The sequence below is a fragment of the Streptomyces sp. NPDC056452 genome (assembly GCF_042796085.1).
Classification (GTDB): domain Bacteria; phylum Actinomycetota; class Actinomycetes; order Streptomycetales; family Streptomycetaceae; genus Streptomyces.
In genome coordinates, this window is sequence record NZ_JBHTRI010000035.1 from 25732 (window position 1) to 39900 (window position 14169).

Genomic DNA, 14169 nt, shown 5'->3' on the forward strand with positions numbered 1-14169 from the left:
CGTTTCAGCGTGCCGGGTGCCGCGCCAGGGCCTCGCGCACCAGTGTCACCGCGTCCGCCCCGACCGGGGACGGTGCGGGAACCGCCGGCACCATCGCGTACGAGAGGGCAAGACGGAGCGCGATCTCGCAGGTCAGGGCCAGTTCCGCGGCGTCCTGAGGAGAGCTTTTGAGTGCGGCCACGGCCCGGTCCCGGACGAGTGCGAGCAGTTCCGTGGGGGTCGGCAGTGCGGCATCGGCCCGGCGCTGCGCGGGCACGACCGACGTCGACGGCCCCGTGGCCACGGGCCGGGGTAACCGCTCCCCCCAGAACCCCGTGAGCAAGGCCTTGACCAGGTCGTTCGCCCGGGCGGCACGCACGGTCCACAGGGCGAGCTCCGCCGGTCCCGCCCCCGCGGCCCCGGGCGCGCCGAGGGCCCGTTCCGCCCCGGCCAGATAGCCGTCGGCGGCGCGCCGGATCAGGGCGCGGGCCAGGCCGTCCTTGCTGCCGAACTCGTTGTAGAGGGTCTGCCGGGAGACCCCGGCGGCGGCTGCCACGTCGACCATGCGTACCGCCGCCCACGGCAGCGTGGAGAGCGCCGACAGTGCCGCGTCCAGCAGGGCTTCTCGCGCTGCAGGCATCGTTGCCTCCCACGCCGGGGGATCTGCGATTCAGAGTTGACGCGCCGCCCCGCACTGTCAAGGGGCTGCGCACGGCTTCCCGGCAGCGCTCCAGCACATGGGGCCGTGTAGCCCGGACGGGTGCCTGTGGATACTGTGACGGCATGCCCGACTACCACGATGATCTGCGCCTCGCCCACGTGCTGGCGGATGCCGCCGACGCGACGACGATGGACCGGTTCAAGGCTCTGGACCTCAAGGTCGAGACCAAGCCGGACATGACGCCGGTGAGCGAGGCCGACAAGGCCGCCGAGGAGCTGATCCGCGGCCACCTCCATCGGGCCCGCCCACGCGACGCGATTCTGGGCGAGGAGTACGGCATCGAGGGGACCGGTCCGCGCCGCTGGGTGATCGACCCGATCGACGGCACGAAGAACTACGTACGCGGTGTGCCGGTCTGGGCGACGCTGATCTCGCTGATGGAAGCCGGTGAGGACGGCTTCCAGCCGGTGGTCGGCGTGGTGTCCGCGCCCGCGCTGAACCGGCGCTGGTGGGCGGCGAAGGGCGCGGGAGCCTTCTCCGGCCGCAGCCTGACCTCCGCGACCCGGCTGCACGTGTCGAAGGTGGAGCGCATCGCGGACGCGTCCCTCGCGTACTCCTCGCTGACCGGGTGGGAGGAGCAGGGCCGGCTCGACGGCTTCATGGATCTGACCCGGGCCTGCTGGCGTACCCGCGGCTACGGGGACTTCTGGCCGTACATGATGGTCGCCGAGGGATCGGTCGACATCTGCGCGGAGCCGGAGCTCTCGCTCTGGGACATGGCGGCGAACGCGATCATCGTCCAGGAGGCGGGCGGGCAGTTCACCAGCCTGGACGGGGTCCCCGGTCCGGGCGGCGGCAACGCGGCGGCTTCGAACGGGACGCTCCACCACGAACTTCTGGGTTACTTGAATCAGCGCTACTGACCGGGCCGGGCCGCGCCTTCCGACGCGGCCCACCGTCTGAGCAGCCATGCCGGGAGCCCGAGCGGGCGCACCGGCACCACGAGGGGCGTGCCGCACCACCGCACGCCCCTCGAACGGTCTTCGCCACCCCTTGTTGCCGTCCCCCAACAGTGCGACTCTGAGAGTCCCCCTACTTGTGAACTTGTGAATCGGCTCACGTAGTCGCTTCACGAAGGAGGTGGCTCCCTTCATGCTCGTCCGTGACGCCATGAGCACGGTGGTTCTCACCATCGGCCCGACCCACACCCTCCGCCAGGCCGCCCGGCTGATGTCGGTCCGCCGTGTCGGAGCAGCCGTCGTCCATGACCCGGACACCTGCGGGTTCGGCATCCTCACCGAACGCGACATCCTCAACGCGGTCGGATCGGGCCAGAACCCCGATGTCGAGACCGCCTCCAGCCACACCACCACCGATGTGGTCTTCGCCGCCCCTGTCTGGACCCTGGAGGAGGCGGCCGAGGCCATGACGCACGGCGGCTTCCGGCATCTGATCGTGCTGGACGACGACGGACCGGTCGGCATCGTGTCGGTGCGAGACATCATCCGCTGCTGGGCTCCGGCCGGGCGCCCCGGGCGCCCTCCGGTGGAGCTGGTCGGCTGAGCGGGGACACCGACGACCGACTCCACCGGCTGCACGTCGGCACGGTGCGGGGAGGGGTGCACCGGCTCACCCTGTGACGAGCGCGCACACAGAAGTGCGGGGTGGGGCAGCGGATCCGCTGCCCCACCCCGCACTCGTGTCCGACGTCTCAGCTCCGCAGGGCCTGTACCGCTGCTTCCAGCCGCTTGCCGAAGTCACCGTCGGCCCGGCGGAAGTTGTTGATCGCGCGCTCGGCGATGTCGTCGCGCGAGACCTTCGAGATGAACCCGGCGAGGTTCTCGATCAGCCGGTCCTTCTCGTCCTCGGAGTAGAGCCGGTAGAGGTTCCCGGCCTGGACGAAGTCGTCGTCCTCGGCGTGGCTCGGGGCCTCGTGGTTGCCTGTGCCGCCGGTGACCGGGAGGGGCTCCCACAGCGGCCGGCCGGTCTGGACCGGACCGCCGAAGCTGTTCGGCTCGTAGTTCTTGGTGCCCTGGTGACGGCCGTCGTACAGATAGCCGTCACGGCTGTTCGTACGCGTCTCGGTGGCGTGGGGGCGGTTCACCGGCAGGTGGTCGGCGTTGATGCCGACGCGGTAGCGGTGGGCGTCGCCGTACGCGAAGAGGCGGCCCTGGAGCATCTTGTCCGGGGACGGTCCGATGCCGGGAACGAAGTGCGCGGGGCTGAAGATGGACTGCTCGACCTCGGCGAAGATGTTCTCCGGGTTGCGGTTGAGCTCGAGCTTGCCGATCTCGACCGGCGGGTAGTCCTCGTGCGGCCAGACCTTGGTCAGGTCGAACGGGTTGAAGCGGTAGTTGGCCGCTTCGGCCGCCGGCATGATCTGCACCTGCACCGTCCAGGACGGGAATTCGCCGCGTTCGATGGACTCGCGCAGGTCGCGCTGGTGGCTGTCCGGGTCCACTCCCGAGAGCCGGTTGGCCTCGTCGGTGGTGAGGTTCTTGATGCCCTGGTCGGTCTTGAAGTGGTACTTGACCCAGAAGACCTCGCCGGCCTCGTTGTTCCACTGGTACGTGTGCGATCCGTACCCGTTCATGTGGCGCAGCGTGGCCGGGATCCCGCGGTCGCCGAACAGCCAGGTCACCTGGTGCGTGGACTCGGGCGACAGACCCCAGAAGTCCCAGACGTTGTCCGCCTCCTGCGAGCCGGTGTACGGGTCGCGCTTCTGGGTGTGGATGAAGTCGGGGAACTTGATGGCGTCCTTGATGAAGAACACCGGGGTGTTGTTGCCGACGAGGTCGTAGTTCCCCTCCTCGGTGTAGAACTTCAGCGCGAAGCCGCGGGGGTCACGCACCGCGTCGGCGGAACCGAGGTTGCCGGCGACGGTGGAGAAGCGCAGGAACGTCTCGGTCTGCTTGCCGACCTCGGAGAGGAACTTCGCACGCGTCCACTGCGAGACGTCGCGGGTCAGCGTGAACGTGCCGTACGCACCCGCGCCACGGGCGTGCACTATGCGCTCCGGGATGCGCTCACGGTTGAAGTGGGCGAGCTTCTCCAGCAGCGCCTGGTCCTGCACGAGAACCGGTCCACCCGGACCGGCCGTCTCGCTGTTCTGGTTGTCGGCAACCGGTGCGCCGGCCTCCGTGGTGAGCGGTCCCTGCGTCACGTGCGCCTCCTGCGTTCATGTCCCGCACAGTCGTCTTCCCTGCGCAGCCTGTCCCTTGGCCAATGCCAGTCTCGATCCTACAATGGACATTGTCCAAGTCAAGCGAGCATCCAAAGTCACACCCATTCGGGACTCCGTCCCTCCACTGTTAGGCTGGACCCCATGAGTGACCTCCTGGAACGACTTCGCGGACGCGGCTGGCGCATGACGGCGCAGCGGCGTGTCGTGGCCGAGGTCCTTGACGGGGACCACGTACACCTGACGGCGGACGAGGTGCACGCGAGGGCTGTCGGCCGGCTGCCGGAGATCTCCCGCGCCACCGTGTACAACACGCTGGGCGAGATGGTGTCCCTCGGTGAGGTCCTCGAGGTGTCGACCGACCACAGGGCCAAGCGGTACGACCCGAACGCCCATCGCCCCCACCACCACCTGGTGTGCGCGCAGTGCGGAGCCATCCGGGACGTGCACCCGTCGGGAGATCCGCTGGCCGACCTGCCGGCCGACGAGCGCTTCGGTTTCACCGTCTCCAACGTCGAGGTGACCTACCGGGGCGTCTGCCCGAACTGCGCCGCCGCGGCCTGAGCCGGACCGGTCCCGCCCCTCGGGTGCGGGACCTCGCCGCGCGCGGGCGGCACCCTGGACGGGACCTTGCCGCGCACGGGACCTTGCACGCGACCGGACATACGACTGAGGCCCGGATCCTTTTCAGGATCCGGGCCTCAGTCTTCAGTAGCGGGGACAGGATTTGAACCTGCGACCTCTGGGTTATGAGCCCAGCGAGCTACCGAGCTGCTCCACCCCGCGTCGTTGTGAATGCAACATTACGGTACCCCGCCGACCAGCGCAAATCCCTTCCGCGGACACCTGCGCCCCCAGGAGCGCACCGTCTACGCGGTGAGCTCCTGGTGGAGCGCCTCCAGCAGCCGGGCGGCCCGCTCGGCCACCTCCGCCGGTCCCAGCTCCACGGCACGGGCACACCAGCGCTGCCCCTCCGTGAGCTCACCGCGGCGGGCGGCGAGCAGCGCGAGGCGCAGGGCGGCACGGCCGTGCCCGTCGTTGGCGGCGCGGCCCCACCACAGGGCAGCCTCACGCTCGCTGCCCTCACGGGCGAGCAGCAGGCCGAGGTTGAAGGCTCCGTTGCGGCTGCCCGACTCGGCGGCCTCGCGGTACCAGCGGGCAGCACTCTCCATGTCGCCGCGGGCCGCGGCGAGCATCCCGGCCCGGACCTGGGCACGGCGGTGCCCCTGCTCGGCCGCGCGCTCGTACCACTCCTCGCACTCGGTCTTCTCCGGCATCGGCTCGCCCAGTCCGGGCGGTCCGGGCGGCGGCTGGCGCAGGTCGAGCACGCCGGCCAGCCGGAAGGCCGCCTCGGCGCTGCCGCCACCGGCGGCGCAGCGCAGATGGCGCTCGGCCTCCCGCTCCTCACCGTCGCGCAGCAGCGCCATGCCGACCTGCAGCGCGGCATCGGTGTGCCCGGCCGCGGCCGCCCGCTGGTACCAGCTCAGCGCCGTACGGTCCTCGTCGCGTCCGGCATGCAGGATGCCGAGGTTGAACGCGGCATCCACACTGCCCGCCTCGGCCGCCTTGGAGAACCACGGCTCGGCGCCGGTACCGTCGCCCGCCTGGAGCAGCAGCACGGCCAGCGCGTTGGCGGCCTCGCGGTGTCCCGCGTAGGCGGCACGGCGGTACCACTGCTCGGCCTGCGGGGTGCGGTCCTGGGCCGCGCAGAGCAGACCGAGGTTGTACGCACCGTTGACGTCGCCCGCGTCCATCGCGGCGCGGTACCAGCGCTCGGCGGTCTGCTGCTCACCGCGTGCGGCGTGGAGTGCCCCCAGGGCGTTGGCCGCGTTGCCGTCGCCGTCCTGGGCGGCACGCAGCCACCACACGGCCGCGCTCTCCTCGTCGCCCGCGTCGCGCAGCAGGAAGCCGAGGGCGCAGGCAGCACGGGGCTCACCGTCCTTGGCCGCGGTGAGGTACCAGCGGCCCGCCTCCTTCAGCTCACCGCGCTGCTCCAGGATGGCTCCGAGGTGCAGGGCGGCACGGCGGTGACCGCGCGCGGCAGCCTGCCGGTACCACTGCTCGGCCTCACCCACCCGGCCGGTCGCCGGGCCCGCGACGGGGCCGTCGCTCCTCCCCGTCCCCGCACGGCCGTCCAGAACGCTCGGCGCACCCTCCCCGGTGCTCCGCCCCATGCCGAAGGCGTCCTGCGGCTCGTCGACAGCGTTGCGTTCCAGGATGCGTGCGAGGCGGTAGGCGGCCTCCCGGTGGCCCTGTTCGGCGGCAGCCCGCAGCCAGCGCTCGGCTCCGACGTCGCTCCTGTGCTCGAGCAGGTCGGCCAGGGCGTAGGCGCCCAGCGCGTGGCCCTGCTCGGCGGACTGGCGCAGCCAGTACTCGGCCCCGGGCTCGTCGCCGCACTCCCGGAAGTGCCGCCCGAGTGCGTGCGCGGCGGCGGCGGACCCTGCGACGGCGGCGATGCGCCACCACCCGGCGGCCTCGTCCGCGTAGCCGCGCTGGTGGAGCAGGACACCCAGGTTGTTGGCTGCGGCCCGGTCGCCCTCGGCCGTGGCGGCACGCAGGTAGGACTCGGCACCGTCGAGGTCGCCTCGGCGCAGCAGGAGCGCGCCGAGGACACTCATCGACGCGGCGTCGCCGGCCTCCGCGGCACGACGGTGTCGCGCCTCGGTCTCGGCATGATCCGTGGTATCTGTGGTGTCCGTGGCGTAGGCGGCGTCCTCGGCAGAGGTGTCGTCAGCGGTGTCGGCGGCCTCGGCGAGGGCAGCGGCAAATACCGCATCCGCCACGTTTTCCGTCTTCCGGACGTGTCGCTGCACAAACCGCCCTGTCTCCAACAGAGTTGCCCTGTCCCCCATAAATACCATCGTCGCACCACCTGCAACCCGCGTACACCTGGTATACCGCGGCCAGTGAGGTCACTTCAGCGTTTTGTCGACATGCCCACAGAGAGACAAGTCAAACACGTTCAAGCCCAACTCGTGCCCTGCGAACCGCACTTCGCACCAACAACTTGAGAAAGTGCCCGAGGCGACAATCGACGGCATGACGAAGGCCCGGATCCTTTTCAGGATCCGGGCCTCAGTCTTCAGTAGCGGGGACAGGATTTGAACCTGCGACCTCTGGGTTATGAGCCCAGCGAGCTACCGAGCTGCTCCACCCCGCGTCGTTGTGTTCAAACCGTACCACGACGCGGGGTGGAACTTTCTCAGCTGCCCTGGTCCTCGCCCTTCTCATCGGCCTTGTCGGCCGTGGCCGGCCCGGCCGCCGTATCTGCCGCGTCGGCACCGCCGGTGGCCTTGGGCTGGGCGGCTGCCGCTCGCCTGAGGGCATCCTCCAGGTCCGCCTGCGCCTTGCCGTAGGCGGTCCAGTCGTTCTTCTTCAGGGCCGCCTCACCCGCCGTGTACGCCTTCTGCGCATCCGCGATGGCCTTCTTCAGAGCGGCCTCCCCGGTGGCAGGCGGCTCGGTGGTGTCACCCGGTGGCTCGGTGGGCTCCGTCGGCGGGGTGGTCGTATCGGATTCCTCGACCCCGAAGACCGCGTTGAGCGCCTCGCCGAGGCTGTTCTCGAAGACGATCTTCGACCCGTACGAGGCGGCCACCTTGCGCAGCAGCGGATAGTTCTGCGTGCCACCGCGCGTGTACACCGGCTCGATGTAGAGGAAGCCCCCGTCCAGCGGCACGGTCAGCAGATTGCCGTACTCGATGTCCGAGTCGGTGCCCTTGAGGTTCCTCACGAACTCGGCGACGTCGTCGTTGCCGTTGAGCTCACTCTGTACCTGGCCCGGGCCCTTCACCGTGGTGGTGACTCTCAACAGCCTTATGGTGCCGTAGTCCTTGCTGGCCGCGTCCGCGTCCACCGCCATGAACGCCCCCAGGTCGGGCCGCCCCTTCGGTGTGAACGTCGTGGTCAGGGAGAACCTCTGCTCGTCCTGGTCCGGCATCTTCATGCTCAGGTAGTACGGCGGAACGGCCCCGGGCTCCTTGTTGGTGGGGTCGTCCGGCACCTGCCAGGCGTCACTGCCGCTGTAGAACTGCGCGGGATCCTGGACGTGGTAGCGCGTGAGCAGCTCCCGCTGGACCTTGAACAGGTCCTGCGGGTAGCGCAGGTGGTCCATCAGATCCTGCGGGATGTCCCCCCGCGACTTCACGGTTCCGGGGAACGCCTTGCGCCAGGTCTTGAGCACCGGGTCCTCGGTGTCCCACTCGTAGAGCCTGACCTTGCCGTCGTACGCGTCGACGGTGGCCTTCACCGAGTTGCGGATGTAGTTGACCTGGTTCTGCTGGGCGACGACGGCGCGCTGGTTGGTGGTCAGCGAGTCCGCCGTGGTGTCACCGAGCGTCGTACGCGAGGCGTACGGATAGCCGTTGGTCGTGGTGTAGGCGTCGACGACCCACTGGATCCGGCCGCCCACGACCGCCGGGTAGGCGTCACCGTCGATGGTCAGCCAGGGCGCGACCGCTTCGACGCGCTCCTTGGGGGTGCGGTTGTACAGGATCCGCGAACCCTCGCCGATGGCTCCGGAATAGAGTATCTGCGGCTCGCTGAAGGACACGGCGTAGGCAGCGCGGTTGAAGGCGTTGCCGAGACTGACACCGCTGTTGCCCTTGTAGCTGGTGGTCTTCTCGCCGTCCTCCTCGTAGTCGAGCTCCTTCTGGGGCCCTCCGACGATGGAGTACTGCTCGGTCTTCTCGCCGTAATAGATCCGCTGCTCGTACTTCGGCAGCTCACCGGTGGTCGGCAGGCCCGACTCCGTGAAGTCCGGGGAGCCCGCCGGGTTGGTGCCCGTCGTGGTGCCCCGGGCCGCGATGGCGCCGTAGCCGTGCGTGTACGTGAAGTGGTCGTTGATCCAGTTCCGCTTGGGGAGGCCGTCGAGGTTGAGCTCGCGCAGGCCGATGACGGTGTCCTGCTCCTTGCCGTCTGTTCCCTTGTAGCGGTCGACGTCCAGGGTCTTGGGGAACTGGTAGTAGTTCCTCTTCTGCTGGAGCTGCTGGAAGGCCGGCGAGACGACGTTCGGGTCCATCACGCGGTAGCTGGCCGCGGCGTCCGCACCTGCCCGGAGCTTGGCGTCGTCCGTGGTCGTGCTCTTGCCCGAGTAGTCGTCCACCTGCGCGTCGTCGATGTCGTAGGCATCGCGGGTCGCGTCGATGTTCTTCCGGATGAACGGCGCTTCCTTGGCCTGCTCGTTCGGCTGGACCTGGAACTTCTGCACGATCGCCGGGTAGAGCCCGCCGATCAGGATCGCGGAGAGCACCATCAGGCCGAAGCCGATCACCGGCAGCTGCCAGGTGCGCCGCCAGAGCGTCGCGAAGAACAGCAGGGCGCAGATGACGGCGATGCAGAACAGGATCGTCTTCGCCGGGAGGTAGGCGTTGGCGTCGACGTACCGCAGGCCCGTCCAGTTGTCCGTGGCCTTGAAGTCACTCGACTTCACGGCGAGGCCGTAGCGGTCGAGCCAGTACGCCACGGCCTTCAGCGAGACGAAGATGCCGAGCAGCACGGAGAGATGGCCGGTGGCCGCACCCGTGGCCCGTGCGCCGGGGCTGGTGATCCGCAGCCCGCCGTACAGGTAGTGCGTCAGCGCTGCGGCGATCAGCGACAGCACGGCCGCGGCGAAGCCGAAGCCGAGCATGAAGCGGTACCACGGCAGGTCGAAGGCGTAGAAGGACACGTCCAGCTTGAACTGGGGGTCCTTCTGCCCGAACGACACACCGTTGACGTACATCAGCCACGTACGCCACTGGCCCGAAGCGGAGGCTCCGGCGATCAGCCCGACGAGGGCGGTGATCGCGAGCAGCACCCACTTCTTGTACGGGGCGACACTCATCCGGTAGCGGTCCAGGCTCTGCTGCTCCAGCGACATCGCGCTCAGCGGCGGCCTCAGCCGGTGCGCGAGCCAGATGTTCACGCCGATGGCGATGGCCATCAGCAGTCCGAAGACGAGGAACAGCCCGATCTTGGTCCACAGGGTGGTGGTGAAGACGGATGAATACGCGACCGAGCGGTACCAGAGCCAGTCTGTCCAGAACCCGGCGAACATGACAAAGGCCATGGCGAGGACCGCCAGGACACCCAGTGTCATGAGCAGGGTACGGACGCGCCGGGACGGGCGGCCGACTCTGATCCGTGGCCCGGTCGGGCCTCCGCCGCGGTCCGGCATCTGGAAAGCCAACGTGCGCACCTCGAAGTTCGCGGTCGTGTGAAGCAGGCCCAGCGATCGTAGAGCCCACCTATGCAACTTACTGAGGCTTTACCTAGTTCCCGTTCCCGGGGCGGAAGGAGGCAGGATATTGACCATGCCCAACGTTTCCCCCTCAGGCCCTCCGATGGCCGCGAGCCCCCTGACCGTCGCCGTACTCGAAATCGATGCCTACGCCGCAGGCCTCGGCTGGGACCAGCCCGCCCGGCTGTTCGCCCTCGTCGACACCGCCAGGCTGCGCGCCAGTGAGCCGGGCCTGGCCGCCCAGCTCGGTCTCGACGACGCCGCGTCGACCACCGCCGCCTTCACCCCTATCGAGCAGGAGGAGCTTCCCGCCGGCACCGCCCTGGACGAATTCCTCGCCACGATCGCCTGGCCCGACGCCGTGGTCGGCTGCGCCATGACGGTCGAGCGGCTGATGCTGCCGCCGTCCGCCGAGGCCTCCGTACCGGAAGGCCTGAGCGACAGCCAGCTGACCAAGTGGGTCGCCAAGCACCCGGACCGGCAGGAGGTCCGGATGACCGTGGCTGTTCTGCGGGACGGGGCGCGGGACTCGGCCGTGCGGCTGCGGGAGAAGGACTCCCCGACCGAGGTCCTGACCGGTGCGGGCCTGGTCCCCGGGCTGGCCGAGGCGCTCGCGGCCACCTTCGAGGCCTGATCCTGCGGTTCCGCGGGGCTGGTCCCGCCCCGCGGAACCGCTCCCGGTCCCTGCCGTAGCGGGGAGCCGGTCTCTGCCCATGCCGTCGTGCGGGGTCCGGTCCGGGCCCTCGCCGTCGCGCGGGGTCGGTCCGGGGCCCCTGCCTTCGCGCGGGGCCTCAGCCTGCCGAGCAGCTCGGCAGGCCGGCCGGGTCCCCTGCGCGGATCTTCTCCAGCGACTTCTTCGCGTCGTCGAGGGTCTTCACCCTCACCAGGGTGAGACCGCTCGGGGTGTCGGCTGCCGCGGAGGCACAGTTGTCGTCCGGGGTGAGGAAGTACCGGGCGCCGGCATCGCGCGCGCCGACCAGCTTCATGTTGATGCCGCCGATCGGCCCGACCTTGCCGCTGTCGTCGATGGTGCCGGTGCCGGCGATGAACTTTCCGCCCGTCAGCTGGCCGGGCGTGAGCTTGTCGATGATGCCCAGCGAGAACATCAGCCCGGCGCTCGGGCCGCCGACATCGGCGAGCTTGATGTCGATCTCGAACGGGAACGTGTGGTCCGTCCCGGCCTGGATGCCGACGATCGCGCGGTCCTCCGAAGGGGCCTTGCGCGTCGTGAGGGTGATCTCACGTGTGCCCCGCGGCTCCTTGCCGGCCTTCTCGGCCGCGGCGGCCGCCTTGGCGGGGATGATCGTAAACACGACGTCCTCACCGGGCTTGTGCTCGGTGACGAGCTTCGCGACGTCCTCGGGCTGCTTGACCGCCGTACCGTCGACGGCCTTGATCACATCGCCCGCGTGCAGCTTGCCCTGGGCGGGGCTGTCCTTGACGACGGTGGAGACCACGACGCGTGAGGTGACGGGGATGTTCAGTTCCTCGAGGGCCGCGACCTTGGCGCTCTCCTGGGACTGGCTGAACTCCTCCGCGTTCTCCTGCGTCGACTCCTCCTCCGTCTTGCCGTCCGGATAGAGGGTGTCGTGCGGAACGATCACGCTGTCGTGGGCCAGCCAGCCGTACACGGCCTCGACGATGTTCATGTCGTAGTCCGCGCCGGTGACGCGGACCGTCGTCATGTTGAGGTTCCCGGACGTCGGGTAGGTCTTGCGGCCGCTGATGTGCAGAACGGGTTCGCCACGCGCGTCGCCGAGGGTGTTCACGGTCGGGCCGGGAGACATCTCCGCATACGGCACGGGGATCAGCACGCCTACGCAGAGCAGCGCGATCAGAATGAGCGTGGAGGCGAGCATCGTCGCGGTGCGGCGTGGCATGGAACGACAGTACGGGAAGGGCCTGTCAGTGCACCGTCGGGGCCGGTCCGTACGGGGGCTCGGGGCCGGGTGGCACGGGGACGGCCGAGGGGCCGCCGGTCAGCTCACTGTGCGGAGAACGCCTGGAGGATGACCATGGCCGCGATGCGGGATTGGCAACTGCGTACAGCCGCCGCTGTCTCAGACCGCCTCGGAACCGGAGTCCGACTTCTCCATCGCCTCACGGAACCTGGCGTAGCCGGCGAGTTCGGTGACGTCGCCGGTCGTTCGATTGCGGGCTGCCCACCCTCCCCATATCGCCGCGCCGAGAGCGGCGAAAAGCGGAATCAAAAGCCACGCGAGAGCTGCCATCACGACCTCCCTACCCCATGAGCGACCGCAACTGACGATCAGAAGATTAACCACCTGCAGGACCAACGCTCATGGCAGGGGTGCGGTTACGCAAATCGGGGCTGAACACCCCTGGGGCGGTTTGCGCTCAGCAGGCGCCGACCCACTCCTCGGTGCCGTCCGAGAAACGCTGGTGCTTCCAGATCGGAACCTCGTGCTTGAGGTCGTCGATCAGCTTGCGGCAGGCCTCGAAGGCCTCACCCCGATGGGCGCAGGAGACGGCGACGACCACCGCCAGATCGCCCACAGCCAGCTCACCCACCCGGTGGACGGCGGCCAGCGCCCTGACCGGGAACTGAGCGACGACCTTCTCCGCCACTCTGCGCAGCTCGTCCTGGGCACTCGGATGGCAGGAGTAGCCGAGCATGCCGACGTCCTGTCCGTCGTCATGATTGCGCACCGTGCCGACGAAGAGCGCGATGCCACCGGCGGCGTCGTCGCCGACCGCACGGAAGATCTCGTCGACGGAGAGCGGTGTCTCCCTGATCTCCAGCAGCCGGATCGGGTCCTGAGCTGCCTGCTCGCCGGGGTGGTCGTGGGTGCGTGCCATGGGACCCATCGTGCCGCACGGCGCTGACATCGCGGAATAGCGTTTTCGACCAGCAGGCCGGCCGGCCTGCTTGGAGCCTCCTACAGGTCCCCCCGGGAGCGCCCGGTGCGCACCTGGGGAGACGGAGGGGCCCAGGGTCTTCCTAGATGCGCCGGCGCGCCTTGCGGGCGCGGCGGACCAGCGCAGCCGTACCGAGGAGGGCGACCGTGGCTCCCGCGGCGCCTGCCGCGGTGGCGTCCTTGCGGCCGAGGCGGCGGCCGGCGACCGTGTGGCGGCCCTCCACCTCTTCCAGGAGCGCTCCGAGGACCTCCTCGTTGGTCCACCGGGGCCGCCAGCCGACGTCGTGGAGCCGGCTCACGCTGACCACCCAGGGGTGCATGGTGTAGGCGAGGTCGCCCGCCGGGGACGGGGTGAGGCCGATCCGGTGCAGCCGGGCCGCTGCCCCGAGGGCGACGGCGGACGGCAGCTCCATCCGGCGCACGCCGGAGAGCTCCTCCACCTCCTCCTGCTCCAGCCAGCCGTCGCAGCCGACCGCGAACTCCCCGTCGATCTTCTCCAGTGCGGCGTACTCCAGGGCGCTGACCAGGTCCTCGACATGGCAGAACTGCCAGGCGGGGCGCGATCCGGCGACGACAAGGAGCCTCGGCGACTCGAAGTAGCGGGTCAGCGCGGTGTCCGTACCGCCGACCAGGACGGTCGGGCGTACCACCGTGACATTGAGTCCGGGGTGGGCACGGGGGGCGCGGCGCCCGAGCCGTTCGATCTCCAGCAGGTCGCCGACACCGGTGGCCTCTGCCGTGGCGCGCAGTTCGGCGTCCTCGGAGAGAGGGATGTCGTTGTCGGGAAGAGCGCCGTAGACCATCGCCGAGGTGCACAGCACGACCCGGTGGACCCCGACGGCCGCCGCGGCCGTCAGCACGGTCTGGGTGCCGCGTACGTTGTACGCGGTACGGGCGGCGGGGTCGGTCTCCAGGTCGAGATCGAGTGCCAGGTGCACGACGACATCCGCCCCGCGCAGTTTCTCCGCGATGGCGGGGTCCCGTACGTCCAGGATGTGCCATGTGGCCTCGGACACCTCCCCCCGGCGCTCATCGATGGCGATGACCTGCTTGATCTCGTCGGATGCGGCGAGGTGCGCGGTGAGAAGCTCACCGACGCCGGTCGCGGCACCGGTGACCGCGACGACGGGGCCCCGGCTTCTGGAAGGATTCTTCGTCGGCTTGCTCTCGGGCGAGGGGTCGGCCAGGTTTCGCGCTGCGCGAACCTGCGGATCTGGGGAACTCACCGGGCGTCTCCAGCGGTTGTCTTCAG

Annotated in this window: 12 protein-coding genes and 2 tRNA genes; 4 read left to right on the plus strand and 10 right to left on the minus strand. The window is 69.6% G+C overall.

Annotated features, from left to right (window positions below):
• Positions 1–4: 4 nt before the first annotated feature.
• Complete coding sequence (locus ACFQ6X_RS28785; RefSeq protein ID WP_383185615.1) at positions 5–619, minus strand: TetR/AcrR family transcriptional regulator; 615 nt, start codon at positions 617–619, stop codon at positions 5–7.
• 143 nt (positions 620–762) lie between these two features.
• Between ACFQ6X_RS28785 and hisN the strand changes: the two genes are divergently transcribed.
• Both hisN and ACFQ6X_RS28795 read left to right on the plus strand, forming a co-directional pair.
• Positions 763–1563 (plus strand): histidinol-phosphatase, encoded by an 801-nt coding sequence (gene hisN, locus ACFQ6X_RS28790; RefSeq protein ID WP_356419137.1) that lies wholly within the window; start codon positions 763–765, stop codon positions 1561–1563.
• 229 nt (positions 1564–1792) lie between these two features.
• Entirely contained in the window at positions 1793–2203 is a 411-nt protein-coding gene (locus ACFQ6X_RS28795) for a cyclic nucleotide-binding/CBS domain-containing protein (protein ID WP_383185616.1), read from the plus strand.
• Between the two features lie 148 nt (positions 2204–2351).
• On the opposite strand, the gene ACFQ6X_RS28800 is transcribed toward ACFQ6X_RS28795, so the two are convergent.
• Positions 2352–3803 (minus strand): catalase, encoded by a 1452-nt coding sequence (locus tag ACFQ6X_RS28800; RefSeq protein WP_383185618.1) that lies wholly within the window; start codon positions 3801–3803, stop codon positions 2352–2354.
• Positions 3804–3965: 162 nt separating this feature from the next.
• On the opposite strand from ACFQ6X_RS28800, the gene ACFQ6X_RS28805 reads away from it, so the two are divergent.
• A complete protein-coding gene (locus ACFQ6X_RS28805; protein WP_383185620.1) occupies positions 3966–4385 on the plus strand; it encodes a Fur family transcriptional regulator in 420 nt (139 codons plus the stop codon).
• A 148-nt stretch (positions 4386–4533) separates the two neighbouring features.
• Here the strand turns inward: ACFQ6X_RS28805 and ACFQ6X_RS28810 are convergent.
• The 4 genes from ACFQ6X_RS28810 to ACFQ6X_RS28825 form a co-directional block, all read right to left on the minus strand.
• Positions 4534–4607, minus strand: a tRNA-Met gene (locus ACFQ6X_RS28810).
• An 83-nt stretch (positions 4608–4690) separates the two neighbouring features.
• Positions 4691–6682 carry a tetratricopeptide repeat protein gene (locus ACFQ6X_RS28815; RefSeq protein WP_383185622.1) on the minus strand — a complete coding sequence of 664 codons (1992 nt, stop codon included), beginning with the start codon at positions 6680–6682 and terminating at the stop codon, positions 4691–4693.
• Positions 6683–6907: 225 nt separating this feature from the next.
• Positions 6908–6981 (minus strand) — tRNA-Met (locus ACFQ6X_RS28820).
• Between the two features lie 42 nt (positions 6982–7023).
• On the minus strand, positions 7024–9975 hold the full coding sequence (locus tag ACFQ6X_RS28825) for a UPF0182 family protein (protein WP_383185684.1): 2952 nt from the start codon (positions 9973–9975) through the stop codon (positions 7024–7026).
• Between the two features lie 136 nt (positions 9976–10111).
• On the opposite strand from ACFQ6X_RS28825, the gene ACFQ6X_RS28830 reads away from it, so the two are divergent.
• On the plus strand, positions 10112–10672 hold the full coding sequence (locus tag ACFQ6X_RS28830; RefSeq protein ID WP_329207584.1) for a PPA1309 family protein: 561 nt from the start codon (positions 10112–10114) through the stop codon (positions 10670–10672).
• Positions 10673–10829: 157 nt separating this feature from the next.
• Here the strand turns inward: ACFQ6X_RS28830 and ACFQ6X_RS28835 are convergent, their stop codons facing one another.
• The 4 genes from ACFQ6X_RS28835 to ACFQ6X_RS28850 form a co-directional block, all read right to left on the minus strand.
• Complete coding sequence (locus tag ACFQ6X_RS28835) at positions 10830–11918, minus strand: PDZ domain-containing protein (RefSeq protein ID WP_383185625.1); 1089 nt, start codon at positions 11916–11918, stop codon at positions 10830–10832.
• 180 nt (positions 11919–12098) lie between these two features.
• A complete protein-coding gene (locus ACFQ6X_RS28840) occupies positions 12099–12269 on the minus strand; it encodes a hypothetical protein (RefSeq protein ID WP_329207588.1) in 171 nt (56 codons plus the stop codon).
• Positions 12270–12396: 127 nt separating this feature from the next.
• Entirely contained in the window at positions 12397–12858 is a 462-nt protein-coding gene (locus ACFQ6X_RS28845; RefSeq protein ID WP_383185627.1) for a molybdenum cofactor biosynthesis protein MoaE, read from the minus strand.
• A 142-nt stretch (positions 12859–13000) separates the two neighbouring features.
• Positions 13001–14143, minus strand: a complete 1143-nt coding sequence (locus ACFQ6X_RS28850; protein ID WP_383185629.1) for an SDR family oxidoreductase — start codon at positions 14141–14143, stop codon at positions 13001–13003.
• Positions 14144–14169 lie beyond the last annotated feature (26 nt).

What these genes read in the sequence shown, in the direction of transcription:
- ACFQ6X_RS28830 (WP_329207584.1), top strand. Translation starts at nt 10,112, where the DNA reads ATGCCCAACGTTTCCCCCTCAGGCCCTCCGATGGCCGCGAGCCCCCTG.
- ACFQ6X_RS28815 (WP_383185622.1), bottom strand. Translation starts at nt 6,682, where the DNA reads ATGGTATTTATGGGGGACAGGGCAACTCTGTTGGAGACAGGGCGGTTT.
- ACFQ6X_RS28825 (WP_383185684.1), bottom strand. Translation starts at nt 9,975, where the DNA reads ATGCCGGACCGCGGCGGAGGCCCGACCGGGCCACGGATCAGAGTCGGC.
- ACFQ6X_RS28795 (WP_383185616.1), top strand. Translation starts at nt 1,793, where the DNA reads ATGCTCGTCCGTGACGCCATGAGCACGGTGGTTCTCACCATCGGCCCG.
- ACFQ6X_RS28835 (WP_383185625.1), bottom strand. Translation starts at nt 11,918, where the DNA reads ATGCCACGCCGCACCGCGACGATGCTCGCCTCCACGCTCATTCTGATC.
- ACFQ6X_RS28785 (WP_383185615.1), bottom strand. Translation starts at nt 619, where the DNA reads ATGCCTGCAGCGCGAGAAGCCCTGCTGGACGCGGCACTGTCGGCGCTC.
- hisN (WP_356419137.1), top strand. Translation starts at nt 763, where the DNA reads ATGCCCGACTACCACGATGATCTGCGCCTCGCCCACGTGCTGGCGGAT.
- ACFQ6X_RS28840 (WP_329207588.1), bottom strand. Translation starts at nt 12,269, where the DNA reads ATGGCAGCTCTCGCGTGGCTTTTGATTCCGCTTTTCGCCGCTCTCGGC.
- ACFQ6X_RS28805 (WP_383185620.1), top strand. Translation starts at nt 3,966, where the DNA reads ATGAGTGACCTCCTGGAACGACTTCGCGGACGCGGCTGGCGCATGACG.
- ACFQ6X_RS28845 (WP_383185627.1), bottom strand. Translation starts at nt 12,858, where the DNA reads ATGGCACGCACCCACGACCACCCCGGCGAGCAGGCAGCTCAGGACCCG.